Raw genomic sequence first — 25,827 nt, 5'->3', positions numbered from 1 at the left:
GCCTCCGGGCCGCTATGGGCCAGGTCCGGACCGCCTCCGGCCGTTAGGTGACGCCACATGACGCAACCGCCACCGACAGGGTGGGCAGCGCTGGCTGGCCTCACGCCCGGGGGTGCGCCTGCTGGTAGCTTTGCCGGAGCCGCTCCACGGACACGTGGGTGTAGATCTGGGTGGTGGCAAGGCTGCTGTGGCCGAGGATTTCCTGCACGGCACGCAGGTCCGCCCCGCCGTCGAGCAAATGGGTGGCGGCCGAGTGCCGCAGCGCGTGCGGCCCGGTGGCGCCCGTGTCCCCCAGCCCCTCCAGCATGTCCTTGACCACGCTGCGGACCTGGCGCTGGTCCACCCGCCCTCCCCGGACGCCCAGGAAAAGCGCCGGTCCGCTCGTGCCGGTCGCGAAGGCCGGCCGGCCACGCCGGAGCCAGTCATCGACGGCGAGCGCCGCCGGCAGCCCGTAGGGCACGGTGCGTTCCTTGTTGCCCTTGCCGAGGACCCGCAGGGTCCTGCGATCCGGGTCAAGGTCGTCCACGTCCATCCCGACCAGCTCCCCAACCCGGACGCCCGTGGCGTAGAGCAGCTCGAGCATGGCGCGGTTACGCAAGGCCAGCGGTTCGCCCTCTGCGGAGGCGGCTGCTGCGTCGTCGACCAGCCGCCGGACCTGGCGCTGATGCAGGACACCCGGAAGGGACTTCTCCCGCTTCGGAGCCTTGAGCCGCAGGGCGGGATCCGCTTCGATCAGTTCCTCGCGGACGGCCCAGGCGGTGAAGGCCCGGGCCGTGGCTGCGCGGCGGGCCAGGGTGGCGCGTGACTTGCCGGACTCGCTCTGGGCGCCGAGCCAGCGGCGCAGGGTTCCCAGTTCCACTCCGGCCAGGTCCTGGACCCCCTCGGTCGCGGCGTGTGCCAGCAGGCTCTCGACGTCGGAGAAGTAGGCCCGCACCGTGTGGGCAGACCGCCCCCGCTCCGCTTCCAGGTAGCGGCCAAAACGTGCGGCGGCGCCGGCCAGCGCGGCGGGAAGGACCTGTGTAGACACCCTCCTACTCTGGCAGTAATCCCTGGGCAATCAAGGAGCCGGTCGGCGAGCCGCCTCATCCCGGCGGCGCTGATCATGTCAGGACTCCTTCCCGGTGCGTTTCCATCCGCCGTGCCGCGATTCAGCCAGTCCCAGCAGCCCCAGCCGGCCAAGCCCTGCCCGGACCGATTCCGGGCTCAGGCCGGCCACCGTGGCGAGCTTCTCGACCGAGGTCGTGGTCCGTAGCGGCAACGCGTCGAGCAGGATCAGATCCTCAAGGGTGAGCCCGTCCTGAACCTCCTTCCGGCCCGCCCTGTCCGCGGGCATGGAATCACCGCTCGGGGAGGCGAGCTCAGCGATTTCCCCCGCATCCGTGACGCACACGGCCCCGCCTTCCCGGAGCAGACGGTGGCAGCCGGCCGAATTGGCGCTATGGATCGATCCGGGAACGGCGCCTACGGCCCGGCCCAGACTTTCCGCGTGGTGCGCCGTGTTGAGCGCACCAGACCGCCATCGGGCCTCGACCACCACGGTGACTGAGGCGAGCGCCGCAATTAGCCGGTTCCGTTGCAGGAACCGGTAACGGGTAGGCGCGGACCCGGGCGGGACTTCGGCCAGGACTGCGCCGTGGTCGGCCACGGCGCGGAGCAGGTCCTCGTTCCCTGCCGGATAGAACCGGTCAACTCCCCCGGCCATGACGGCAATGGTGGGCAGACCGGCCTGGCTTCCGGCAAGAGCTGCCCTGTGGGCGTGGGCGTCAATCCCGTAGGCGCCGCCCGAAACAATAGTGAAGCCGCGCTGGGCCAGCGAGTACGCAAGATCACCCGTCACCGAGGCCCCGTAGCTGGTGCTGTCCCGGGAACCCACAAGGGCGATAGTCATCGCCGCTGCGGGCAGCTCCTGCTCGACGCCGCGCCACCACAGGCACAGGGGTTCCTGGAGCCCGAGGTCCGCCAATTGTGGGGGCCACAAGCCGTCTGAGGGAATGATGAGCCGCCCACCGAGCCGCTGCATGGTGGCCAGGTCCCGTTCGGGGGCGAGGTCGGGGATTCGGGGAGCCCAGCGCTGCAGCGCCGGATTCAGCCCGGACCAGCCACTGCCGGAACCGCTGTCGGCGAGGATTGCCGCAATCTCCTGTTCGAGCGCCGGACCCGCCGCTAGCCGGCCGCTGGCAATCGCCAAGGCATCCTGCGCGCCAGCGGCCTGGACCAGGGCCAGGGCCGCGGCGTCCTGCGGCTCGACCAGCCGGGACAGGGCTGCCCGGGCTGTCCGTTCGTCATCGCTCATGGTGGTTCCTTCTCTCTGACTACCCACGTGGCTGCCGGCTTGGCAGGCAGCCACGTTGGTCTGGAGCTGAGCATCTGGGCCCGCGGACTTACGGGCTGCCCGACGCGGTCTGGCGCAGCCCCAGCGCCTGCCCCACGTCGTCGCCGTCCGGGGCGTCGTGCGGGGACAGGTCGGCCAGGGTCCAGGCGAGGCGCAGGACCCGGTCATAGCCTCGTGCCGTCAGGGCACCGCGTTCCAGTGCGTAGTCCAGGATGCGGGTAGTGGAGGCCCTGAGCCGCAGCGTTCCACGCAGCAGGCGCCCCGGCACCTGCGAGTTCGTTTCCATCCCGAAGGGCAGCAGTCGCTCCAGCTGACGGTCCCGCGCCTTGCGGACCCGCGCCGCGATGGTCGCGGATCCCTCCTCGGCCACCGGCTGGCCGAAGCTTGCGAGTGAGACCCGTTCGACTTCGAGCTGAATGTCGACCCTGTCCAGCAGCGGCCCGGACATCCGGGCCTGATACCGGCGGCGCATGGTGGGAGTACAGATGCACTCCACCCCTTTCCCTGTTGCCTTGCCGCACGGGCAGGGGTTGGCCGCGAGGACCAGCTGGAACCGGGCGGGATAGGCCGCGGCCCCGGCCGACCGGTGGATGACCACTTCACCGCTCTCGAGTGGCTGCCGCAGGGCGTCGAGGACGCCGCGGTCATATTCGGGGGCCTCATCGAGGAACAGCACTCCCCGGTGTGCCCGGGACGCTGCTCCGGGCCGCGGCAGCCCGGACCCGCCGCCGATGATGGCCACCGCCGTGGCCGTGTGGTGCGGGTTCTCGTAGGGCGGCCGGCGCAGCAGCTGCACAGCGGCCGAAGGGAGCGAACACAGGGAGCGGATGGCGGTGACCTCCATGGCCTCGGTGTCGCCGAGGTCCGGCAGCAGACCCGGCAGCCGCTCGGCAAGCATGGTTTTCCCGGCCCCGGGCGGCCCCGTCATCAGGAGGTGGTGGGCGCCCGCGGCCGCCGCTTCCAAGGCGCGCCGTGCCGCGGCCTGGCCGGAGACATCGCACATGTCCGGCGCCAGCGCGGGTCCTGTGCCGGTATCTGCTCCGTCGGTGTCCTCTGGCTCTGGTTCGAAGTCGAGGGCCAGGTCCTGCGGATCGGCACCGCAGTCGAAGGCCAGCGTGGCCAGAGTGGCATAGCCCCGCACCTTGGCACCCGGGACGAGTTCGGCCTCGGCCACGTTGGCCCGGGCCACAACGACTTCAGGGTAGCCTGCCCGCACTGCCGCCATCACGGCCGGAAGGATGCCCCGCACGGGCCGCAGCCGGCCGTCCAGGCCCAGCTCGGCGATGAAGACGGTGCGGCCCGTGGGCCGGATGTCATCCGCCGCCAGCAGGACGGACATGGCGATGGCGAGGTCAAAGCCGGAACCGCGTTTGGGCAGCGAGGCCGGGATGAGGTTGGCCGTGATCTTCCGGCGGCTGAGCGGGATCCCGGAGTTCTGCGCCGCGGAGCGGATGCGCTCCTTGGCCTCGTTGAGCGAGGCGTCCGGGAGGCCCAGAATCACGAACGCGGGCAGGGTCTGGCCGATGTCGGCCTCGACCTCCACGATGTAGCCGTTGAGGCCCACGAGGGCGACCGAGTATGTCCGTCCCAACGCCACCTACCCCACCCCCTTGAGGTGTTCGACGGCGGGCTCGCCGATGCCGTCGTCGAGCACGGCGATCACGTCCACACGGCAGGGCGAGGGGCCGGCGCGCAGCCCCTGCGACCGGCACCACGCAGACGCCAGCCGGTGCAACCGGCCCAGCTTCTCCGCACCGACGGCCTCGAACGGGTGCCCGTATGCCAGGGATTTCCGAGTCTTCACCTCCGCAATGACCAGTGCGTCGCCGTCCAGCGCCACGATGTCAATCTCACCCTCGGGGCAGCGCCAGTTGCGGTCCAGAATCTGCATGCCTTGGGCTTCCAAGTAGCCCGCCGCCAGTTCCTCACCGCGCCGGCCCAGCACATCCTTAGCTCTCATGCCTCCAGCGTGCAGCGACGCACGGGCCGGACACAGCACCCACTTGGGCTATGTGGGAAACCTGCACCGGAAACGGCGGCGCGGCCGCCTGTGGGGGAAAAGTCGGGGGAACCGGCCGCTGGCCGGCTCCCCCCAACTGATCAACGAAGGATCAGTTGCCCAGGTCCTCCACCTTGGGCAGGGCCAGCTCCTCGCTGCGCGGCAGTTCCTCGACGTTGACGTCCTTGAAGGTGATGACGCGGACGCTCTTGACGAAGCGGGCGGAGCGGTAGACGTCCCACACCCAGGCGTCCTGCAGGGTCAGGTCGAAATAGACTTCGCCGTCGGCACTGCGGGCCTGAAGATCCACATGGTTGGCAAGGTAGAAACGCCGCTCGGTCTCGACCACATAGCTGAACAGCCCGACGACGTCGCGGTATTCGCGGTAGAGCTGCAGCTCCATGTCGGTCTCATAGTTTTCAAGGTCCTCGGCACTCATGGTTCCATCTTGCACCATCGGACGCCGCCCGCGCGCCACGCGACAGCGGGGCATCCGCGGGTTAGAGCAGCTGCCAGCTGACCCGGTGGTACGGCGAGGGACCGGCGGCGCGGAGGGCCTCCTTGTGCGTGGCGGTACCGTACCCCTTGTTCACGTCCCAGCCATAGGCCGGGTATTCGTTGTGCAGCTCGCACATCATCCGGTCCCGCTCGACCTTGGCGATGATGCTGGCCGCAGCGACACTGAGGCACTGCATGTCGGCCTTCACGAGGGTGTGCACCGGGGCGTCGCATCCGGGCTCGGCGGGAGCGTCGTCGAACAGGGACGGCTGCAGATCCGGGGAGAGCCAGTTGTGGCTGCCGTCCAGCAGGACCACTTCGGGCCGGACGCCGGCGGCCAGAACGGCGAACCACGCCCGGTTTCCGGCCAGCCGGAGGGCTGCGATGATTCCGAGGTCGTCGATCTCCTTCGCGGACGCGTGCCCGACGGCCGAGGCGACGCTCCACTGCTGGACGACCGGTACCAGCCGCTCCCGGTCCCCGACCTTGAGCAGCTTGCTGTCCCGGACGTCGGCCAGGAGCTTCGGCTGTTCCAGGTCCACGACGGCGATTCCCACGCTGACAGGGCCGGCGAGGGCGCCGCGGCCGACCTCGTCGATGCCCGCGAGCAGCCGGGCGCCGGAGCCGCGGAAGCGGCGTTCGTAGTCGAGGGTGGGGGCAACGGACATGGCGATCGGCTTACTTTGCTTCCGGGGCCGGCACGTTGCGGAAGACGTCCGGATAGTTGTCCAGGGCGGAGATCCGGTTCAGCGGCCATGCGATGACAGCGGCCTTGCCTTCAATGTCGGATTCGTTGACGAAGCCACCGTTGGTGTCCATGTGGGCGCGTGAATCCGCGGAGTGGTTCCGGTTGTCGCCCATGACCCACACCTTGCCCGCGGGCACCACGACGTCGAAGTCGCGGACCTGGGGAATTTCCGCGGGATTGATGTACTTCTCGTCCAGCGGTGCACCGTTGACGGTGAGCTGGCCGCCGGCGTCGCAGCAGACCACATGGTCGCCGGGGAGCCCGATGACGCGCTTGACCAGATGCTGTTCGGAGTTGTCCGGGAGCAGGCCGACGAACGTCAGCCCGTCCTGCACCGACGTGAACGGCCCCTTCGTCTTCGGCGCGACCGGGGCGAGCCAGGCCTGGCTGTCCTTGAATACGACGACGTCGCCGCGCTGGAGCGCCATGGGCTCGGGCACGAGGAGGTTGACGAAGATGCGGTCGTTCACGTCGAGGGTGTTGACCATGGATTCGGACGGGATGTAGAAGGCCCGGAACAGGAAGGTCTTGATCAGGAAGGACAGCACGACGGCGACGATCACAACGGTGGCGATTTCCTTCAGCCACACGTAGAGCGGGCTGCGCCCCTCGCGGGCCTTGGCCCGCCTGGCCCGCCGGGAGGACGGTCCAGCGTGGGCGGGACCCGACCGGTCAGCGCCCGGCGCTTCGGCGTTGTCGCCCTGCGGCACCGGCCCCGCGGCGGCCGCGCCAACTGCCCCAGCAGCTCCCGCCGCGTCGGCACCCGCGCCCGCATCCCGGACACGACCGTCCGCGCCTTCGCCCGCGGCCCGTGCCTGCGGCAGCCGGGTGGTCGGGAGCTGGGCCTCTTGCCCGTCGGGGAGCGCCGAGGAGGTACCCCGCGGCAGGTCCTGGCCCTGCGGATCAGGAATGCGGGGTTCTGTCTCGGGCATCTACTGTCCGTTCGTCGTCGTCGTTGTCGCGGCCTGTCCGGGCCGCGCTACTGCTGCAAATCTATCAAGCGGCCAGATGATCTGTACCGGCCGGCCGATCACGCGTTCCAGCGGCACCATGCCGCCGCCCGGGGCGCCGAGGAGGCTCCTCGAATCGGCCGACGCCGAACGGTGGTCCCCCATGAGCCACAGCCGTCCCGCCGGCACCTCAACACTGAACTTCATAGAACTCGGGGTATCCCCCGGATACAGATAGGGTTCCGCAATTGGCTGGCCGTTGACTGTGAGCCGGCCGCCGGCGTCGCAGCACACCACGCGGTCACCGGGCAGTCCGACGATGCGCTTGACGTACGTGGTGTCGCTGCCCGCAAGGCCGAGCCAGCGGCCAGCTTCTGCGACGGCGTCCACCACGGGTCCCTTCCCGCTGTTCAGCGGGGCGAAGGAGCCTCGGCCGTCGAAGACCACGACGTCACCCCGGGCCAGGGATCCGGCCTCGACGCCCGTACGCGCAACGAGGATCCGGTCCCCCGTAAGCAGGAGCGGTTCCATGGAGCCGGACGGGATGTAGTAGATGTCCACCCACAGCGAGCGGACCACGGCGCTGAGGGCCACCGCGAGCACAACGGCCAGCAACGCAAAACGCCAGCCCGGGTTCCTGGGCTGGCGTTTTGGCTGTTCCATGTTCCGTATCCCTTGGCGCTGTGGTGAACTAAATTGGCGCTGTTGCGGATAGCTCCGGCGCCGCGCTAGCTGACGCACGGGGTACGGTCCGTGGAGCCGCGGTGAAAGCCTGTGAAAGTCTGGAAGGCTTACTTGGCGGTCTGGAAGTCGCGCTTTTCCTTGATCTTCGCGGCCTTACCACGCAGTGCACGCATGTAGTAAAGCTTGGCGCGGCGCACGTCACCCTTGGAGACGAGCTCGATCTTGTCGATGATCGGGGAGTGCACCGGGAAGGTACGCTCTACGCCGACACCGAAGGAAACCTTGCGGACGGTGAAGGTTTCGCGGACGCCATCGCCCTGGCGGCCCAGGACGAAGCCCTGGAAGACCTGGACGCGGGAGTTCTTGCCTTCGATGATGTTCACGTGAACCTTGATGGTGTCACCCGCGCGGAACTCGGGAACATCGCTGCGCAGCGAGGCTGCATCTACGGAATCGAGGATATGCATTGATCCACTCCTGGTGAACGCCACAGGTCATCCACTTTGGGTTACGGCGGCCAGGCCCGGGGGCAGGTGCCGCCCGGAAATTTCCGCCGAAAGTTTGTCAATCCGGCCCTGTCAGGACTAGACGGGACCGGGGTGCCGGGCTGTTGGTAGCGCTCCCCCTGTGGCAGGTTCGCAACCCAGCAGGCACAAGGACTAATTTTGCCACAATCAACCAGAACAAACCAACCAGGGCCTCAAGGCCTCGGAGCGCCTAGGCCTCCGGGCGGCGCACGAGGCGACCGTCGACGACGTCGTAGCCCAGGTCAGCGAACGCCGTGCGGTCCGCGCGGGGCAGCGCGCCGGCGTCGAACGCGTCAAGGAGGTCGGGGCGGCGCTCCGCGGTGCGCCGGTACTGCTCGTGCCGGCGCCACTGGGCGATCTTGCCGTGGTTGCCGCTCAGCAGCACCGCAGGGACGTCCCGGTCCCGCCAGCTGGAGGGCTTTGTGTACACGGGATACTCGAGAAGCCCGTCCGAGTGGGACTCCTCCACGAGGGATTCGGGGTTGCCGACGACGCCGGGCAGCAGCCGGCCGACGGCCTCGACCATGGCCAGCACGGCGACCTCCCCGCCGTTGAGGACGTAGTCCCCCAGGCTCATCGGGCGCACCGTGAAGTGGTCCGCGGCCCATTCCAGCACCCGCTCATCGATGCCCTCGTAGCGGCCGCAGGCGAAGACCAGCTGGTCCTCGGCCGCGAGCTCATGCGCGGTGGCCTGGGTGAACCGCTCCCCGGCCGGCGACGGGACGATCAGCACCGGCCTGGCGGCCGATCCTGGAACGCCGGCCTCCTCGGGCCGCGCTGCCGCCACGGCCGTCAGCGCCTGGGCCCAGGGCTCCGGCTTCATGACCATGCCGGCTCCGCCGCCGTAGGGGGTGTCATCGACGGTCCGGTGCCGGTCCGTGGTGTATTCGCGCAGGTCGTGGACCTGCAGGTCCAGCAGCCCGTCCTGCCGGGCCTTGCCGATCAGGGACAGTTCCAGCGGGGCCAGGTACTCCGGAAAGATGCTGACGACGTCGATTCTCATCTACGCGTTGCTCCCGGCGGTGCCTTCAGTGCCCTCGGGCCCCTGCCGGTCGGCCTGCTTGACGTCAGCCGGCTCGTCGGCGGCCGGCGACTCAGCGGCGTCGTCGGTGTTGACCTCGAAAAGCCCGGGCGGAGGCGTGACCACGACGTATTTTTCGCCGACATTGACCTCGGGCACAATCTGCTCCACGAACGGCACTAGGACTTCGTTGCCCTCGGCCGTGGTGACCACCAGCAGGTCCTGGACCGGCATCGTGTGCAGCGCCGAGACCTTGCCGACGACGACGTCGCCCACGCGGACGTCCAGGCCCACGAGCTCGTGCTCGTACCAGCCCTCGTCGTCGTCCTCGTCGATGTCCTCGGTCTCGACAAACAACTTTGCGCCGCGAAGAGTCTCGGCGTCATTGCGGGTCTCGATTTCCTCGAACGCCAGGAGCAAGATGTCCTTGTTCCAGCGGGCGCTCTCGACGGTAAGCGGACCTGCCGAGGCAGGCTCCACCACAAACTGGGTCCCGGGGACGAAGCGGTCGCCGGGCGCGTCGGTCAGCACCTGGACGGTCACTTCGCCGCGGATGCCGTGGGGTTTGCCGATTCGTGCCACCTGGAGCTGCATCTGGTCCTCTGTTCGGGGTTGGTCGTGTGGGGGTTGAGCTGAAAGCAGTCCGGCCCCTCCACCATCTGGTGAAGGGGCCGGCTTGTAAGACAAGTAATGCTGAACGCGTTAGCGGCGGCGGTCCGTGTCGACGACGTCGACCCTGACCGGCTCGCCGTCCGCCAGCGCCGCAACCACAGTGCGCAATGCGCGTGCGGTCCGGCCCTGCCGGCCGATCACCCGTCCGAGGTCGTCCTGATGAACGCGCACCTCGAGGGTTTCCCCGCGGCGGTTGTTCTTCGCACTGACCTTGACGTCCTCGGGGCTGTCAACAATCCCGCGGACCAGGTGTTCGAGCGCTTCTGCCAGCAATTTACTCAGCCTCGGTGGTCTCTGCTTCGGCGGCGTCGGCGGGAGCCTCGGCAGCTTCGTCCTTCTTAGCCTTCTTGGTGATGGCTTCCGGGATGATCACGGAACCCTTTTCCGGGCTAACGAAGGCAGCCTTGGGGGCCTTGGTCTTCAAGGTGCCCTCCTGGCCGGGGAGACCCTTGAACTTCTGCCAGTCACCGGTGATCTTGAGGATCGCGGCAACCTGCTCGGACGGCTGTGCGCCGACGCCGAGCCAGTACTGGGCGCGGTCCGATTCGACCTCGATGTACGAGGGCTCCTCGGTCGGGTGGTACTTGCCGATCTCTTCGATGGCACGGCCATCACGCTTGGAGCGTGAGTCCATGACGACGATGCGGTAGTACGGTGCGCGCATCTTACCGAAGCGCTTAAGGCGAATCTTTACGGCCACTTTTGTGGTCACTCCTGTTTCTGAAACGGGGTCGAGCCCGGCGTTCTGCACCCGTGGGGCGGGCCATACTAGGGGGTTCTAAAGGACAAGATCCGGACGCGGAGAGAGGGGCCACGCAGATCAAGTACCTGATCATTGTGCCAGATCACCGGCAGGATTTCGACTTGACACGGTCCGGGCGCACGAATGCCGTGACCGAGCGGGGCCGTACGGGCCGGTCGGGACGTTCGGTCAGGACGTCCAGACGTACAGCCCGGACTTGGTGGCGGGGTCGACTCCGGCGGCGAGTTCGGCGATCCGGCGGACATAGCTCCTGGCCTCGTCCGGGCCGAAAGGCATGTCTTCCTCGTTGGCCCAGTTCGCGGCGACGTCCTCGAGGACGTCGCCTTCGCCTTCGGTTTCATAGCTGAGCAGTTCGGCCAGGGTGCGCACCATGGCGGAGGGCACGCCGAGCAGAGCGTCGCTTGCCACGTCCACCATGGCCAGTTCGTAGTCCGCGCCCGGTGCGTGCACGGCCACTCCGGCGAGGTCACCGAGGCGTTCCACCTCGAAGTCACTGATGTCCGGGATCCGGACGGCGCCCGCGGCTGCCTGCGCGCCGCCTTCGAGTGCGGCGGCGCGCTTGAGGGCCTCTTCGTGGGTGGACACAAAGATTTCGGTGAATCCCATGCAGCTAGTCCTTCAGGGTTCGGCGGCATTTTGACCGCTGTTGTCGGCGTCGCTTCAGCCTAGCGTGCGTTTTGGGGCACAGCTCTCGGGGACATGCCCTCCCCTGACCGCAACCACTGGACATGCTCCCCCGCGGATCTAACCCCTCAGGGACATGCCCTCCCCTGACCGCGACCATTGGACATAATGCCAATATGCCCAAATGCCGGGCCCGACGAATGGACATGTCCTGCGGTCTCGCCGGCCAGCAGCGGACATGCTCCCCCGGCGCGGTCTCCATGCGGCTTCCTAGGGACATGCCCTCCCCTGACCGCAACGACTGGACATGCTCCCCCGCGGACCTAACCTCTCGCGGACATGCCCTCCCCCTGACCGCGACCACTGGACGTAATGCCAATATGCCCAGTGGCGGGCGTGACAAATGGGCATGTCCCCCCGGCCGGGGCGCCGGAGCGGCGGACGGACGGCGACTTCGCGAACGGCGACCTAGCGGACGGTGACGCGGATCCGGTTGCGCCACGGGTCCTCAAAGCGCAGCTCGGCGCCCGTGTGGTGCGAGTCGACGCCGGCGACGCGGAGGCGGTCGGCGAGTGCTCCGACGTCGTCCCCGGACGGCACCTCGATGAGCACCTCACCCAGGCCCAGTGTGTCGCGCCGGGGACCCGCGCCGCGGCTGTTCCAAACGTTCATGGCCATGTGGTGGTGGTAGCCGCCGGCCGAGACGAACAGCGCCTGACCGTGCCAGCCCGCCGTCTTTTCGAATCCGAGCGTGCCGACATAGAAGTCATGCGCGGACTGTACGTCGCCGACCTGCAGGTGGACGTGCCCGACGCCGGCAGCTGCGTTCCGCTGCCCGGCGACCGACTCTTCGGTCAGGTGCCGCTGCAGGTAGCGCTGCGGCGGCAGGGCCAGGCTGTCCATGACAACGTTCTTGCCTTCCCAGGACCAGGCGTCCCGGGGCCGGTCCCAGTACAGCTCGATGCCGTTGCCTTCGGGGTCGTTGAAGTAGAAGGCCTCGCTGACCAGGTGGTCGGCGCTGCCCGTGAAGGACTGGGGCTCATACTGGGCGGCACTGGCAATGGTGGCCGCCAGGGAGTTCTGGTCCTCGAAGAGGAGGGCGGTGTGGAAGAGCCCGGCTTCGCCGCGGGAAGGAATGTTCAGGCCAGGCGCGGGCGCCAGGTGGACCAGGGGCTTCTGCTGGCGCCCGAGGTAGAGCCCGCCGTCCTGTTCAGCCACAATATCCAGGCCGAGGGCGCGCTGGTAGTAATCGGTCATGAGCTTCATGTCGCCCACCTTGAGCATCACGGTGCCCATAGTGAGTGCGGCAGGAAGGAGATCCTGGGTGCTGGCTTCTGCGGTCATCGAAACTCTCCAAGGGTTCTGGGGCCGCCGGGTTCGGCGACCTTCACATACACTTAAATTACTTGAAGCTTCAATTTATTCCTAATGGAGGAGCCGCCCGCGCAGCACGCTGTGCCGTGGTCCCCCGAGGGTGCCAAGGTGCCGGCGGGGGTCCTCTGTGCACACCAGGACATCCGCGCTGGCCCCTTCGGCGATGCCGTCCGCACCAAGCCACGCCCTCGCGGACCAGCTGGCGGCGTCGAGGGCGGCGGCGGCCGGCAGGCCCGCGGCGTGCAGCGACTGGATCTCATCCACTATCCGGCCGTGGCTGATCACGCTGCCGGCGTCAGTACCGGCATAAATGGCCACCCCGGCCTCGTGGGCTTCGAGGATCCGCTCCGCCCTGCGCTCCCACAGCGAGCGCATGTGCGCGGCGTAGCGGGGGAACTTGGCCTCCGCCCGCGCGGCGATGTCCGGGAAGGTGGCGATATTGATCAGGGTGGGGACAACCGGCACGCTTTGTTCCACGAAGCGCGGCAGGTGCCGGGGCAGCAGGCCGGTGCCGTGCTCGATGCAGTCGATTCCGGCGTCGAGCATGTCATCCAGCGTGTCTTCGGCGAAGCAGTGCGCGGTGACCCGCGCCCCTTCATCGTGGGCGGCCCGGACGGCTTCCCTGACGGTCGCGGCGGGAAAGCTGGCGGCGAGGTCGCCGGCGTCGCGGTCGATCCAGTCCCCCACGAGTTTGACCCAGCCGTCCCCCGCCCGGGCCTGCTTCCGCACCGCCTCGACAAGCCCGTCCGGTTCCACCTCGACGGCGAGGCCCCGCAGGTAGCGCCGGGTCCTGGCGATGTGCCGGCCGGCACGGATGATCCGCGGCAGATCGGCCCGGTGCTGGAGCCAGCGGGTGTCGTGGACGGCGCCGGCGTCGCGGACCAGCAGCGTTCCGGCGTCCCGGTCCGCCAAGGCCTGGGATTCCGCAACATCCTCCGGGACATCCCCGCCGGGGCCGAGTCCGATATGGCAGTGCGCGTCCACCAGGCCGGGGATGACCCAGCCGTCCAGCACGTGGTCCGGCGCGGCGGAGGGCCGGCGGAAAGTCAGCCTCCCGCCGACGGACCAGAGGCCGCGCCGTTCCGTGTCGGGTCCGGTGAGGACGGGGCCGGTGAATTCGATGATGCCGGTCATGGCACCCAGCCTAGCCCCGTGTCGGGCCTGGCGTCCCCGTCACACTCGCTTGCCGGCGCCCGGACACGTGGTAGCTTCGTCTACGACCACACGGGTGCCCCTGCAGGGGCTGAGATCGGGCTGACGCAGCCTGCGACCGTTGAACCTGTCCGGGTAATGCCGGCGAAGGAAGTGAGTAATCCTTTGAGCACCACAGAAACACAGCACAGCCGTGCCCAAAATGAGCACAGCCCTGTCCAAAATGAGCCTGCGGCCCCCACACAGGCGCTGAAGTCCCACTCGCTGGCCTTCACGACGGACCCGAAACACGGCCTCCGCGTCCCGGTGACCGAAATTGCCTTGGAACCCTCTCCGGGCGGCGTGGAAAACCCGCCGTTCCGGGTCTACCGTACGGCCGGACCGGGCAGTGACCCGCTCCGCGGGCTGAAGCCGTTCCGCGCCCCTTGGATTGAGGCGAGGGCCGACACGGAGCCGTACGATGGCCGGGCCAGGGACCTGCTCGACGACGGCAAGTCGGCGGTGCGCCGAGGTGCGGCGTCGGCCGAATGGCGGGGCGGGCGCCCGGTCCCGCGCCGCGCCGTCGGGGGCCGCACCGTGACCCAGATGCGCTATGCGCGGGACGGGGTCATCACCCAGGAGATGCGGTTCGTGGCGCTGCGCGAGAACTGCGACGTCGAACTCGTCCGCAGCGAGGTGGCAGCCGGCCGGGCAATCATTCCCAACAACGTCAACCACCCCGAGTCCGAACCGATGATCATTGGCAAGGCCTTCCTGGTAAAGATCAACGCCAATATCGGCAACTCCGCGGTGACCAGCTCCGTCGCCGAGGAGGTCGACAAACTTCAGTGGGCCACCCAATGGGGTGCGGACACGGTGATGGATCTCTCGACCGGGGACGACATCCACACGACCCGCGAGTGGATCATCCGCAACTCCCCCGTCCCCATCGGCACGGTCCCGATCTACCAGGCGCTGGAGAAGGTCAACGGCGAAGCGAACGCCCTGACCTGGGAGATCTTCCGGGACACCGTGATCGAACAATGCGAGCAGGGCGTGGACTACATGACCATCCACGCCGGGGTGCTGCTGCGCTACGTTCCCCTGACGGCCAACCGGGTCACCGGCATCGTGTCCCGCGGCGGTTCCATCATGGCCGGATGGTGCCTGGCGCACCATCAGGAGAACTTCCTGTACACCCACTTCGACGAGCTCTGTGAAATTTTCGCCCGCTACGACGTCGCATTTTCCCTCGGCGACGGGCTGCGGCCGGGGTCGACGGCGGACGCCAACGACGCCGCGCAGTTCGCCGAACTCGATACCCTGGCCGAGCTCACGCAGCGAGCCTGGGAGTTCGATGTTCAGGTGATGGTGGAGGGTCCGGGACACGTGCCCTTCCACCTCGTCCGGGAGAACGTCGAGCGCCAACAGGAACTCTGCAAGGGCGCGCCCTTCTACACGCTGGGGCCGCTGGTCACCGACGTCGCGCCGGGCTATGACCACATCACCTCGGCCATCGGGGCGACGGAGATCGCCCGTTACGGCACCGCCATGCTGTGCTACGTCACGCCCAAGGAACACTTGGGGCTGCCGAACAAGGACGATGTGAAGACCGGCGTGATCACCTACAAAATCGCCGCCCACGCCGCCGACCTGGCCAAGGGCCATCCGGGCGCGCACGAACGCGACGACGCCCTGTCCAAGGCAAGGTTTGAGTTCCGCTGGCGGGACCAGTTCGCGTTGTCCCTGGACCCGGTCACTGCCGCGGCGTTCCACGACGAAACGCTGCCCGCGGAGCCGGCCAAGACCGCGCACTTCTGCTCGATGTGCGGACCGAAGTTTTGCTCCATGCGGATCAGTCAGGACATCCGGAAGGAATACGGTTCCGCCGACTCACAGGCGGCCCTCGCGGCGGTGGCGGCCGGAATGCAGGCCAAGAGCAACGAGTTCCTGGCTTCGGGCGGAAAGGTCTACCTTCCGCAGCCAACCGTAGGCGGCCCGGCATAGCGGCCCACGGCGGCCCGCCGCCCCGGCCGGCCGGCCCGCCGCCCCGGCCGGCCGGCCCGCCGCCGCGGCCAACTGGGCGGCCCCTAAGACGCCAGCGGCCCTTAAGACGCCCGCGCGTGGCGGTGCCGGCTGACCTCGGCGATGAATGACCGGATGGCCCGGTCCCCTTCGGTTGAGTCCTGGGGCCGGTGCCCACCCGGGGCGGTGCGGTGCAGCGCCCCGGTCTCGCGGAGGTAGCCGGCGATTTCCTCGTACAGCGGTTCCCAGCCGCCGGTGAGCACCAGCGTCGGCACGCCCGGCACGATCTGCAAGGGGGCCTCCCAAGGCGGCGCCTGCAGCCGGAGCCGGCGCGCCGACCGGAGGGCTTCCGGCGTCGTGGCCCCCGGGGCGTCGGCGGCGAAGGCCCGGCGGATGAACTCCCGCTGGAAGTCGTCATCGCTGAGGCTGTGCCGGACGTCGTAGAGCGGCTGCATCAGTGCCCGGTGCGCGGCGGTGGCCGGCAGCTCCGCGGTCAGGGACAGGCAGGCCGGTTCCACCAGGGTCAGGGACTGGACGAGGTCCGGCCGCTCCACCGCGGCCATCATGGCGGAGATGGCACCCTGGGAATGGGCCACCACATGGCCGCCGGCCTCGCCGCGGCCGTCATCGGCCAGCGATCCGAGCACAATCGCGGCGTCGGCGGAAAAGCTGGATTCGAGCGGTTCGGCCACCGGGTCAAACCCGTGCCGCCGCAGGAACAGCGCGTCGTAGTCCAGCGCCATACCGTGCTGTTTCGGCCACGCGGCGGCGCCGAAGCTGCCGTCCCCGTGGACGAAGACTACGCGCTGCTTGAACATGGTCTAACCCTATGGCACCGGAGCGCCGGAGCCGCCGGCGACACAGCCCCGGCGGCACCGGCCAGTGGTAGCTACTTGCTGCCGCCGAGGAACTTATCGAAGCCCTTGGGCAGATTCAGCTGGGACGGATCGAAGTCGCCCCCCTGCTGGCCGAACGACGCTCCGGTGGGCAGGGCCTTGGCGCCGGCCGCGCGCCGGGCCTCGGCGTCGCGCAGTTCCTGCGCCGCCTTGGCGGGGTTGCCGGAACGGGCCTTCTTCTTCGGCGCGGACTTGCCGCCCTTGCGGGCACCGCCGCCGTTCATGCCCGGCATTCCCGGCATACCGGGCATGCCGCCGCCGGCGGCCATCTTCTTCATCATCTTCTGGGCCTGGGCAAAACGCTCCAGCAGCCCGTTAACCTCGGAGACGTGCACACCGGAACCGCGGGCAATGCGGGCCCGGCGCGAGCCGTTGATGATCTTGGGAGCCACGCGCTCATGCGGGGTCATGGACCGGACGATGGCTTCGACGCGGTCGATCTCGCGCTCGTCGAACTGCTCCAGCTGCTGCCGGATGTTCTGCGCACCGGGCATCATCATGAGCATTTTCTTCATGGAGCCCATGTTGCGGATCTGCTGCATCTGGGCGAGGAAGTCGTCCAGGGTGAAGTCTTCCTGGTCGGCGAACTTCTTGGCCATCCGGGCGGCTTCGTCCTTGTCCCAGGACTTCTCCGCCTGCTCAATCAGGGTGAGGACGTCACCCATGTCGAGGATGCGCGAGGCCATGCGGTCCGGGTGGAAGAGCTCGAAGTCGTCCACGCCTTCGCCGGTGGACGCGAACATGACCGGCTTGCCGGTCACCGAGGCGACAGAGAGCGCGGCACCGCCGCGGGCGTCGCCGTCGAGCTTGGAGAGTACGATGCCCGTGAAGTTGACGCCCTCGTCGAAAGCCAGGGCCGTGTTGACGGCGTCCTGGCCGATCATGGAGTCGATCACGAACAGGACTTCGTTCGGGACGATCGCGCGGCGGATCTGGCGCGCCTGCTCCATCATGTCCGCGTCGACGCCGAGGCGGCCGGCGGTGTCCACGATCACGACGTCGTGGAGGGTGCGCTTGGCTTCCTCGACGCCGGCACGGGCGACGGCGACCGGGTCGCCGGCGGGGTGGTCAAGTTCGGTGGACGTGGCGCCCGGGTGCGGTGCGAACACGGGGACGCCGGCGCGCTGGCCGACCACCTGCAGCTGGGTGACGGCGTTGGGGCGCTGGAGGTCGCAGGCCACCAGCATGGGGCTGTGGCCCTGGGCCTTGAGCCACTTGGACAGCTTGCCGGCCAGGGTGGTCTTACCGGCACCCTGGAGACCGGCCAGCATGATGATGGTGGGTCCGGTCTTGGCGAGCCGGATCCGGCGGGTCTCGCCGCCGAGGATCTCGACGAGCTCCTCGTTGACGATCTTCACGATCTGCTGGCTCGGGTTCAGTGCGCCGGACACCTCGGCGCCGAGGGCGCGTTCGCGGACGCGGCCGGTGAACTCCCGGACAACAGGAACGGCGACGTCGGCGTTCAGGAGGGCACGCCGGATCTCGCGGACCGTGGCGTCAACGTCCGCCTCGGTGAGGCGGCCCTTGCCACGCAGATTCTTGAAGGTTGCTGTCAACCGGTCAGAGAGTGAATTGAACACGCGCCGTGCACTTCTTTCAGTGGATCTACAGGTGGCGGCCGGTCCGGCACGCCAGCGTCGCGGCTGGTTTTCGCCTGAACGAACCGCCTCGACAACGGGACTCGACTATCTAGGGTACCAAGATGCGCCTCCAAGATGGCATGCTGGCTTAGATGACCAGCCAAACAACTGTAAAAACCCTGCTCATCCTGGGTGCCTCGGGCGATCTCACCGGCCGGCTCCTGCTGCCCGGGCTGGCCCGGCTGGTGGCCCGCGGCCGTGCCGACGGGCTGGCGCTGGCCGGGGCGGGATCGGATCCGTGGACGGCCGAACAGTGGCAGGAACGCATCGAGGAGTCCTTCGCGGACGAAAACTCCCGGGCCGACGCCCACGGCAAGCGGGAGCTGAAGCGGATCCGGCAGGACAGCAGTTACCACCAGCTCGACGTCACGGCCAAGGGCCAGCTCGCCGGGCTGCTGGCGGAACTCGAGGGGCCCGTGGCCGTCTACTTTGCGCTCCCGCCGCGGGTCAGCCAGCTGGCCTGCGAGGCGCTGACCCCGGAAGAGGTGCCCGCCGGCACCCGGCTGGTGATGGAGAAACCGTTCGGCTCCGACGAGCAGTCCGCGCGCCACCTGAACGCGACGCTGGCCGCGCTGGTCCCGGAAGACCACATCCACCGCGTGGACCATTTCCTGGGCAAGGCCACCGTCCTGAACATCCTGGGCCTGCGTTTCGCGAACACGTTCCTGGAGCCGGTGTGGAACAGGCAATACGTTGAAAAGATCGAGATCACCTTTGACGAGGACCTCGCCTTGGAGGGCCGTGCCCGTTACTACGACGGTGCCGGCGCCCTGCGGGACATGATTCAGAGCCACCTGCTGGAGATCATGGCCCTCATGGCGATGGAGCCGCCGGCGTCCGTGGACGAACGCGACCTCCGCGATGCCGTGGCCACGCTGCTCCGCGCCAGCAGCATCAAGGCCCCGTTCCGCGGGAGCACCCGCCGGGCCCGCTACACGGCAGGTTCCATCAACGGCCGGAAAGTCCCGGACTACGTCAAGGAGGACGGCGTGGACGCGTCCCGGGGCACCGAGACGCTGGCCGAAGTGGAGGTATCGATCGACAACTGGCGCTGGCAGGGCGTGCCGTTCATCCTGCGCTCCGGCAAGGCGCTGGCCGACAAGCGCAAGGAGGCTGTGGTGACTTTCCGGCCGGTGCCGCACCTGCCGAAGGGATTCACCGGCGTGGATGCCCCCAACAAGCTGCGGATCGGTTTTGGCCCTGACACGCTGCAGTTCGACGTCGATGTGAACGGCCCGGGCGATGTCCTGAGCCTGGACCGGGCCACGCTGACGGCCGAGCTGAGCGCCTCCGACCTCCTGCCGTACGGTGAAGTGCTGGAGGGCGTCCTGGCCGGCGATCCGCTGCTTTCGGTGCGGGCCGACACCGCCGAGGACTGCTGGCGGATCCTGGCGCCGGTGCTGAAGTCCTGGGCCGCCGGGCATGTCCCGCTGGAGGAATATCCTGCCGGAAGCCCCGGCCCGGAGGGCTGGCCCACGTAACGCGCAGCCGGAGCCGGGCAGCAGACACGACAAAGCGGGCCGGATGCCCTTTCAGGAATCCGGCCCGCTGTGTCAGCGCCGCGTAGCACCAGCCGCGCGTTCCGCGGGACGCTGGCAGCTAAATCGCCGCCGCGCCTCGCTCTCCGGTGCGGACCCTGACAGCCTCGAACACATCCATCGTCCAGACCTTGCCGTCGCCGGCCCGGCCGGTGTTGGAACTGGCGATGATGACATCGAGGATGTCGTCTGCCTGTTCGTCGGTGGCCAGCACCTCGACCCGGATCTTGGGCAGGAGGTCCACGTTGTATTCAGCCCCGCGGTACACCTCGGTGTACCCGCGCTGCCGGCCGTAGCCGCTGGCAGCGCTGACCGTGAGGCCCTGTACACCGTAGGCTTCCAGGCCCTCGCGAATGGCCTCAAGCTTTTCCGGACGGACGATTGCCGTGATCAGTTTCATGCCCCCACACTTTCCTTACCTGTTGAGTTCTGCTTGCCGTTGGAGGCATCCACCGGGGCTGCCTCGTCGGACTGCGGCTTGCCGGTGATGAGTTCGTGCAGCGGCTGGAAGCTGCCGCCGTGGCCGCCGACGCCGAATTCGTAGGCGGTCTCTGCGTGCAGGCTCAGGTCCACGCCGACGACTTCCTGTTCCTGGGAGACCCGGAAGCCCATGAGCTTGTGGATCGGGAAGGCAATGATGAACGTCATCACGGCGGTGAATACGATGGCAATGGCCGCCGCGAGGACCTGGGCGACGAGCTGGGTGGTGCCGCCGCCATAGAACAGGCCCGCAGCGCCCTGGGTCGGGGTGGCCAGGAAGCCGATCGCCACGGTGCCGATAACACCGGCGACGAGGTGGACGCCGACGACGTCGAGCGAGTCGTCGTAGCCGAACTTGAACTTCAGGCCGACGGCGAGGGCGGAGGCAACGCCGGCGACGACGCCGAGGGCGATCGCACCGAGCGGGGAGACGTTGGCGCAGGCCGGCGTGATGGCGACGAGGCCGGCGACGACGCCGGAGGCGGCGCCGAGGGACGTCGGGTGGCCGTCGCGGAAGCGTTCGACGGCGAGCCAGCCGAGCATCGCGGCGGCCGGAGCGGCCAGGGTGTTGATCCAGATCAGGCCGGCCTGCTCAACGGTGGCGGCGGCACCGGCGTTGAAGCCGAACCAGCCGAACCACAGGATCGCGGCGCCGAGCATGACAAACGGAATGTTGTGCGGGCGGTGGTTCGGGTCCTTGCCGAAGCCCTTGCGGTTGCCGATGATCAGGACCAGGATCAGGCCCGCGACGCCGGCGTTGATGTGGACCACGGTGCCGCCGGCGAAGTCGATGACCGGCGCGAAGGTCTGGCCGAACCAGCCGTCAGCGGAGAAGAGGCCGCCGCCCCAGACCATGAAGGCCATCGGCGCGTAGACGAGCGTTGCCCAGATCGGGGTGAAGACCACCCAGGCGGAGAACTTGGCGCGGTCGGCGACGGCACCGGAGATCAGGGCCACCGTGATGATGGCGAAGGTGGCGGCGTAGCCCACCTTGAGCAGATCGGCCGGTTCGGTGAACCCGTGGAGGCCGAAGTGGCTGAACGGGTTGGCGAAGATCTGGAAGAAGTTGTCGTCGTTGCTCGTGGCCATTGAGGCGCCCCACAGGACCCAGACGATGCCAACGGTTCCAATGGCGACAAAGCTCATCATCATCATGTTCAGGGCCGACTTGGCCCGAGTCATGCCGCCGTAGAAGAATGCCAGGCCCGGGGTCATGAACAGCACGAGTGCCGCGGCGACCAGGAGCCAAACGAGACCTGCGGTGAGTTCCATGGTCTGCGTCCTCTCTTGCTATTTAGGTGCGGAGTAGTCCGCGGGTCCCAACGCATAATTTGCGTTCTACAGAAGAGTTTCGTGGTGCCGTGTTTCGCTGGCGGAGGATTTGGATTGCCGGTGTGTTACAAGAACCTCCCGGACGTAAATGGTGCATCTCACACTTGTTACGGTTATGTTTCATCGGTTTAATCCCCGCTTCATATGGCGCCTGCGAACCTGCGCCGCTTCTGCCCAAGGACGATCGCACTATGAGCAACACCTCCCGCCCCGCCGGCGAGGCCGCCCCCAAGGTCCCTTCCGAGACTCCGGGGCGCCCCCGGCTGCCCCGGGACATCAAGGTGATGCTGGTTGCTGCCTTCCTGATCGCCCTCGGTTTCGGCCTCGTCGCACCGGTCCTCCCCCAGTTCGCGACCACGTTCGACGTCGGCGCGACGGCGGCGGCTGTGATCGTGAGCATCTTTGCCTTCATGCGGCTCGTCTTCGCCCCCGCAGGCGGCGCCCTGATCGTGAAGCTGGGCGAGCGGCCCGTGTACGTCGCCGGCCTCCTCATTGTGGCGGCGTCCACGGCGGCCTGCGCTTTTGCCCAGAATTACTGGCAGCTGCTGGTGTTCCGCGGCCTTGGCGGAGCCGGGTCGGTGATGTTCACCGTGGCCTCCATGGCGCTGGTGGTCCGGCTCGCGCCACCGGAAAGCCGCGGCCGTGTCTCCGGGGCCTATGCCTCGGCCTTCCTGATCGGCAACGTCTGCGGGCCGATTGTCGGCGGCCTGCTGGCCAACTTCGGCCTGCGGGTACCCTTCCTTGCCTACGCGGCGGCCCTGGTCCTGGCGGCCCTCGTGGTGCAAACCCAGCTCAGCCACGTCCCGACCGCCTCGCGGCAGTCCGGCGCCACGGCCCCGGCGATGGAGCTGCGGGACGCCCTGCGCGACAACGCCTACCGCGCCGGCCTGTTTTCCAGCTTTGCCAATGGCTGGGCCACCTTCGGTGTGCGGATGGCGACGGTGCCGCTCTTCGCCGTTGTGGCCCTTGGCGCCGGACCGGAATCTGCCGGCTGGGCGCTGGCCGTGTTTGCAGGCGGGAACGCGGTGGCGCTGACGTTCTCGGGCCGGCTCGCGGACAGCCTGGGCCGCAAGCCGCTCCTGCTCTCCGGGCTGGCGGTCACCGGCACGGCTACGGCGGCCATCGGTCTCACGCACCAGCTGCCCTGGTTCCTGGCCGCGTCCGCCTGCGCCGGAATCGGGTCCGGTCTGCTGGGGCCGGCGCAACAGGCCGCCATTGCCGATGTGATCGGCAACGAGCGTTCCGGCGGCCGCGTCCTCGCCGTCTTCCAGATGGCTTCCGACAGCGGGGCGATCGTCGGGCCCGTGGTGGCTGGCCTGTTGGCGGACCGGCTGGGTTACGGCTGGGCCTTCGGTGTCACCGGCGGCATGCTGCTGGCCGCCGCCGTTGTGTGGCTCTTGGCCCGCGAAACCCTGGTCCGGCCCGCGGCGGAACAGGCCTGACCAGCCAGTCCGCCGCCACAGTCCGTCGCCGTGCACAGAGCCCGGCCCGCAACGCTCCGGTCGGCGGCGGCCGGAGTCCTTGGCTAAGCTGGGGACACTTGCCACAAACTTCCGGAGGTAATCCCCCATGGCCAGATTCGACTCTTCCCCCGGGAAAGCCGATAGCCCTGACCCCGACAACGCCGCGAACGCGGGGAACAATGCGGCGAAGAGGAGGAAGCGTGCACGGATCGTCGCCGGCGCCGGAACCGCCGTCGTCGTCGCAACCGTGGCAGTGCTGATTCCACTCAGTCTCGTAAACCCGGCCCCGCCGGCCCCTTCCGGGTCCGCAGCGGCGTCCACTCCGGCATCCACGCCGGCAGAGGTAGGACCGCGTGTGACCTACTACGCGCAGCCGGGTCCGCCTGCCGGGTCGCCGCTGGAAAAAGTTGAGCCCCTCAAGGTCGACGTCTCCAGCGACCTCGTGGGCACAGCGCTGAACAAGGGCACAATGGGGATCTCCCTGGAGGCCACGGACCTGGCCGATCCCGACCTCAGCAGCGAAAACGCGTCGATGGTGAAGCTTCTCAAGGAACTCGACCAGCCGGTCTTGCGTTTCGGCGGCAACGCCGTCGACCGGCGGTTCTTCTGGACGTCCACCGGCGAGGCCGTTCCCGCCGATTACAAAGGCGACAAGGCCCACCCGGTCAAGGCCGTGGGCCCGGCAGACCTGACCCGGCTGAAGACCCTCCTAACGGCCGGTGATGCCAGGGTCACCCTCACGGTGGACCTGGGCCACTACAACCCGGCCCGGGCCGCGGATATGGTCAAGAACGCCTCGCAGATCCTCGGAGACCGGCTGCTCAGCGTCACCGTGGGCAACGAACCCAACGGCTTCGTCTTCAACGATGTGAAGACCGACGGCTACAGCGTGGACCAATATGTCCGGGAACTGAAGGATTACGCCAACGCCATCTATGCGGTGGCGCCCAACGTGCCCATCTCCGGACCGGGCACCTTTGACTCGAAGTGGTGGCGGCCCTTCGTCGATGCGGACATCCCCCAGAAGAAAATCCTGACGTTCCACCACTACCCGCTCTCCGACTGTGAAGGCCACGTCCCCCAGGACTCGCCCTCGATGGCAAACCTCGCGAGCCGAGCGATGCACGACCGTTCCATCGACTACCAGAAGGCCGGCCTCGCTGTGGGCCGTGCCGCGGGCCTGGAGACCTGGATTCCGGAAACCGGGGTGTCGGCGTGCCCCGGCTCGAACGAGACCTCCCGTACCCACGCCTCGGCGCTGTGGGCGGCAGACTACGCCCTCACCGCCGCCCAGCAGGGCATCACCCGGGTCAGCTTCCACAGCTCCCTGCTGACGTGCAAGGGCGGGCCGCCCCTGTCCGCGATCTGCAGCGCCGGCGCCTACCCGTTCGGAAACGGCAAGATGTCCGGCCGCGCCAACTTCTTCGGCATCTCCATGGTCGCGGAGCTTGAGGCCGGAAAGTTCCTGAAACTGAACAGCTCCGGCGGCGGCCTGGCGTTCAGCTACGCGCTGCAGAACGCGGACGGCAGCACCAGTGTGGTGATCATCAATGAAAATGATCCCGAAAAGGCCGCGCAGACTTCCGTCACCCTGAACCTGCCGGGCAAGCCGGTGACCGGGACCATGACGCAGCTCAGCGGGCCCAGCTACGCGGCCGAGGACCAGACCGTCATCGACGGCGCCAAGTCCGGGCCGACGCCCCTCGCCAAGCGCGCCACGGTGCCCGGCTTCGCCTACAAGTCAGGGACGCAAAACTTCAAGCTCACGGCCGGAACAATGACGGTCCTGAACTTCAAGTACTAGCCGCCTGGCCGCGCAGCGCGGACACAACAGCGGCAATAAAAAAGTTCCCCGGTCCTGGCTGGACCGGGGAACTTTTTGTTGCGGTTCGCGTAGCGGTGGCGTGTTGCTGGGCCGCTAGTTCAGCAGCGCGTCCACGAAGCTTTCAGCGTCGAAGGGCGCGAGGTCGTCGGCGCCTTCACCCAGCCCGATCAGCTTGACCGGGACGCCCAGGGACTTCTGGATCGCGACGACGATGCCGCCCTTCGCCGTGCCGTCCAGCTTGGTCAGGACGATGCCGGTGATGTTGACGACCTCGGAGAACACCCGGGCCTGGTTGAGCCCGTTCTGTCCGGTGGTGGCGTCCAGGACCAGAAGGACCTCGTCTACCTCGGCCAGCTTTTCGACGACGCGCTTGACCTTGCCGAGCTCGTCCATGAGGCCCACCTTGTTCTGCAGGCGTCCCGCGGTGTCGATCATGACGACGTCGACCTCCTGGTCGATGCCGGCCTTGACGGCCTCGTAGGCAACCGATGCGGGGTCCGCGCCGTCGAGGTCCGACTTCACGGTGGGAACGCCGACGCGCTGGCCCCACGTGGCCAGCTGCTCGGCGGCGGCGGCGCGGAACGTGTCAGCCGCGCCCAGCAGCACGTCCTTGTCCTCGGCGACGAGCACGCGGGCCAGCTTGCCTACGGTGGTGGTCTTGCCAACACCGTTGACGCCGACCACCATCATGACGGCGGGCTTATCGGCGTGGCGGTCAACGTTCAGGCTGCGGTCCATGGTGGGATCCACGAGCTTGATGAGTTCCTCGCGGAGCAGGGCCTTCACGTGCTCGGGCGATCGCGTGCCGATCACCTTGACGCGCTCACGGAGCGCGTCCACAAGCTGCATGGTCGGTTCGGTGCCGAGGTCGGCCAGCAGCAGGGTCTCCTCGACCTCGTCCCAGACGTCGTCATCGATCTTGTCGGCCGAGAGCAGGGCCAGGAGGCCCTTGCCCAGGATGTTGTTGGACTTGACCAGCCGCTCGCGCAGCCGGATGAGGCGGCCGGCCACCGGCAGCGGGGTTTCGACCGGCACGGTTTCCAGGCCGGCGACGTTGTCCGGCACCTCGACCGTCTCCAAGTCGTCGAGGCCGGTGCTGCCCGGCGCCGCGCGTTCGGGTGCCGCCGCCGTTGACGGGCGGTCCTCCACGAGGGTTCCGGTGCCCAGCACGGGGTCGTTTTCGTCACGCGGGCCGAGATACTTCCGGGTGGTCTTGCGGCTCCTCATGAGCACCGGGATCAGCACACCGAGGACCACCAGGACAGCGAGAATGGGCAGGATGATGGGGAGGATGTCGTTCACTCC

25 protein-coding genes and 1 riboswitch are annotated in these 25,827 nt (G+C 68.2%); of the genes, 4 read left to right on the top strand and 21 right to left on the bottom strand.

Annotated features, from left to right (window positions below; translation table 11 throughout):
• Nucleotides 1-100 precede the first annotated feature (100 nt).
• The 16 genes from ACFVVK_RS05625 to ACFVVK_RS05550 all read right to left on the bottom strand — a co-directional run bounded on the left by ACFVVK_RS05625 (nt 101) and on the right by ACFVVK_RS05550 (nt 13,326).
• Nucleotides 101-1,027, bottom strand: a complete 927-nt coding sequence (locus ACFVVK_RS05625) for a tyrosine recombinase XerC (protein ID WP_390264617.1) — start codon at nt 1,025-1,027, stop codon at nt 101-103.
• A gap of 78 nt (nt 1,028-1,105) precedes the next feature.
• Nucleotides 1,106-2,293, bottom strand: a complete 1,188-nt coding sequence (gene dprA / locus ACFVVK_RS05620; RefSeq protein ID WP_390264614.1) for a DNA-processing protein DprA — start codon at nt 2,291-2,293, stop codon at nt 1,106-1,108.
• Between the two features lie 88 nt (nt 2,294-2,381).
• Entirely contained in the window at nt 2,382-3,929 is a 1,548-nt protein-coding gene (locus ACFVVK_RS05615) for a YifB family Mg chelatase-like AAA ATPase (protein ID WP_390264611.1), read from the bottom strand.
• Nucleotides 3,930-4,292 (bottom strand): YraN family protein, encoded by a 363-nt coding sequence (locus tag ACFVVK_RS05610; RefSeq protein ID WP_390264609.1) that lies wholly within the window; start codon nt 4,290-4,292, stop codon nt 3,930-3,932.
• 151 nt (nt 4,293-4,443) lie between these two features.
• Entirely contained in the window at nt 4,444-4,770 is a 327-nt protein-coding gene (locus ACFVVK_RS05605) for a DUF2469 domain-containing protein (RefSeq protein ID WP_018773443.1), read from the bottom strand.
• Between the two features lie 61 nt (nt 4,771-4,831).
• Nucleotides 4,832-5,497: a ribonuclease HII gene (locus ACFVVK_RS05600; protein WP_390264606.1), complete on the bottom strand. Its 666-nt coding sequence runs from the start codon at nt 5,495-5,497 to the stop codon at nt 4,832-4,834.
• 10 nt (nt 5,498-5,507) lie between these two features.
• Nucleotides 5,508-6,509, bottom strand: a complete 1,002-nt coding sequence (gene lepB, locus ACFVVK_RS05595; protein WP_390264603.1) for a signal peptidase I — start codon at nt 6,507-6,509, stop codon at nt 5,508-5,510.
• Entirely contained in the window at nt 6,510-7,190 is a 681-nt protein-coding gene (gene lepB / locus ACFVVK_RS05590; RefSeq protein WP_390264600.1) for a signal peptidase I, read from the bottom strand.
• Nucleotides 7,191-7,318: 128 nt separating this feature from the next.
• Nucleotides 7,319-7,678: a 50S ribosomal protein L19 gene (gene rplS, locus ACFVVK_RS05585; RefSeq protein WP_090953186.1), complete on the bottom strand. Its 360-nt coding sequence runs from the start codon at nt 7,676-7,678 to the stop codon at nt 7,319-7,321.
• Between the two features lie 250 nt (nt 7,679-7,928).
• Nucleotides 7,929-8,741: a tRNA (guanosine(37)-N1)-methyltransferase TrmD gene (trmD, locus tag ACFVVK_RS05580; protein WP_390264597.1), complete on the bottom strand. Its 813-nt coding sequence runs from the start codon at nt 8,739-8,741 to the stop codon at nt 7,929-7,931.
• A complete protein-coding gene (gene rimM / locus ACFVVK_RS05575; protein ID WP_390264594.1) occupies nt 8,742-9,353 on the bottom strand; it encodes a ribosome maturation factor RimM in 612 nt (203 codons plus the stop codon).
• A gap of 108 nt (nt 9,354-9,461) precedes the next feature.
• Nucleotides 9,462-9,704, bottom strand: a complete 243-nt coding sequence (locus ACFVVK_RS05570) for an RNA-binding protein (RefSeq protein WP_018773450.1) — start codon at nt 9,702-9,704, stop codon at nt 9,462-9,464.
• A 1-nt stretch (nt 9,705) separates the two neighbouring features.
• Complete coding sequence (gene rpsP / locus ACFVVK_RS05565; protein ID WP_390264591.1) at nt 9,706-10,131, bottom strand: 30S ribosomal protein S16; 426 nt, start codon at nt 10,129-10,131, stop codon at nt 9,706-9,708.
• 231 nt (nt 10,132-10,362) lie between these two features.
• A complete protein-coding gene (locus tag ACFVVK_RS05560; RefSeq protein ID WP_390264589.1) occupies nt 10,363-10,800 on the bottom strand; it encodes a hypothetical protein in 438 nt (145 codons plus the stop codon).
• A gap of 486 nt (nt 10,801-11,286) precedes the next feature.
• Nucleotides 11,287-12,162 (bottom strand): VOC family protein, encoded by an 876-nt coding sequence (locus ACFVVK_RS05555; protein WP_390264586.1) that lies wholly within the window; start codon nt 12,160-12,162, stop codon nt 11,287-11,289.
• An 81-nt stretch (nt 12,163-12,243) separates the two neighbouring features.
• Nucleotides 12,244-13,326: an amidohydrolase family protein gene (locus ACFVVK_RS05550; RefSeq protein ID WP_390264583.1), complete on the bottom strand. Its 1,083-nt coding sequence runs from the start codon at nt 13,324-13,326 to the stop codon at nt 12,244-12,246.
• A gap of 80 nt (nt 13,327-13,406) precedes the next feature.
• A riboswitch (TPP riboswitch) is annotated at nt 13,407-13,514 on the top strand.
• Here ACFVVK_RS05550 and thiC point away from each other — a divergent pair.
• Nucleotides 13,483-15,330, top strand: a complete 1,848-nt coding sequence (gene thiC / locus ACFVVK_RS05545; RefSeq protein WP_390264581.1) for a phosphomethylpyrimidine synthase ThiC — start codon at nt 13,483-13,485, stop codon at nt 15,328-15,330. It overlaps the preceding riboswitch by 32 nt.
• A 101-nt stretch (nt 15,331-15,431) precedes the next feature.
• On the opposite strand, the gene ACFVVK_RS05540 is transcribed toward thiC, so the two are convergent.
• Both ACFVVK_RS05540 and ffh read right to left on the bottom strand, forming a co-directional pair.
• Nucleotides 15,432-16,166 carry an alpha/beta fold hydrolase gene (locus ACFVVK_RS05540; RefSeq protein ID WP_390264578.1) on the bottom strand — a complete coding sequence of 245 codons (735 nt, stop codon included), beginning with the start codon at nt 16,164-16,166 and terminating at the stop codon, nt 15,432-15,434.
• 71 nt (nt 16,167-16,237) lie between these two features.
• Nucleotides 16,238-17,824 carry a signal recognition particle protein gene (ffh, locus tag ACFVVK_RS05535; protein ID WP_390264575.1) on the bottom strand — a complete coding sequence of 529 codons (1,587 nt, stop codon included), beginning with the start codon at nt 17,822-17,824 and terminating at the stop codon, nt 16,238-16,240.
• A 152-nt stretch (nt 17,825-17,976) separates the two neighbouring features.
• On the opposite strand from ffh, the gene ACFVVK_RS05530 reads away from it, so the two are divergent.
• Nucleotides 17,977-19,365, top strand: a complete 1,389-nt coding sequence (locus ACFVVK_RS05530) for a glucose-6-phosphate dehydrogenase (protein WP_390264572.1) — start codon at nt 17,977-17,979, stop codon at nt 19,363-19,365.
• 118 nt (nt 19,366-19,483) lie between these two features.
• On the opposite strand, the gene ACFVVK_RS05525 is transcribed toward ACFVVK_RS05530, so the two are convergent.
• Both ACFVVK_RS05525 and ACFVVK_RS05520 read right to left on the bottom strand, forming a co-directional pair.
• On the bottom strand, nt 19,484-19,822 hold the full coding sequence (locus ACFVVK_RS05525) for a P-II family nitrogen regulator (protein WP_018773460.1): 339 nt from the start codon (nt 19,820-19,822) through the stop codon (nt 19,484-19,486).
• On the bottom strand, nt 19,819-21,174 hold the full coding sequence (locus tag ACFVVK_RS05520; RefSeq protein WP_390264569.1) for an ammonium transporter: 1,356 nt from the start codon (nt 21,172-21,174) through the stop codon (nt 19,819-19,821). The genes ACFVVK_RS05525 and ACFVVK_RS05520 overlap by 4 nt, the downstream gene beginning before the upstream one ends.
• A 251-nt stretch (nt 21,175-21,425) precedes the next feature.
• Between ACFVVK_RS05520 and ACFVVK_RS05515 the strand changes: the two genes are divergently transcribed.
• Both ACFVVK_RS05515 and ACFVVK_RS05510 read left to right on the top strand, forming a co-directional pair.
• Nucleotides 21,426-22,676: an MFS transporter gene (locus ACFVVK_RS05515; protein ID WP_390264566.1), complete on the top strand. Its 1,251-nt coding sequence runs from the start codon at nt 21,426-21,428 to the stop codon at nt 22,674-22,676.
• Nucleotides 22,677-22,803: 127 nt separating this feature from the next.
• Nucleotides 22,804-24,501: a hypothetical protein gene (locus ACFVVK_RS05510; protein WP_390264563.1), complete on the top strand. Its 1,698-nt coding sequence runs from the start codon at nt 22,804-22,806 to the stop codon at nt 24,499-24,501.
• Nucleotides 24,502-24,615: 114 nt separating this feature from the next.
• Here the strand turns inward: ACFVVK_RS05510 and ftsY are convergent, their stop codons facing one another.
• Nucleotides 24,616-25,824: a signal recognition particle-docking protein FtsY gene (ftsY, locus tag ACFVVK_RS05505; RefSeq protein ID WP_390264560.1), complete on the bottom strand. Its 1,209-nt coding sequence runs from the start codon at nt 25,822-25,824 to the stop codon at nt 24,616-24,618.
• Between the last annotated feature and the right edge of the window lie 3 nt (nt 25,825-25,827).

It is taken from the genome of Arthrobacter sp. NPDC058192 (assembly GCF_042883665.1).
Lineage (GTDB): Bacteria > Actinomycetota > Actinomycetes > Actinomycetales > Micrococcaceae > Arthrobacter.
This window is presented reverse-complemented; position numbering and strand designations above follow the sequence as displayed.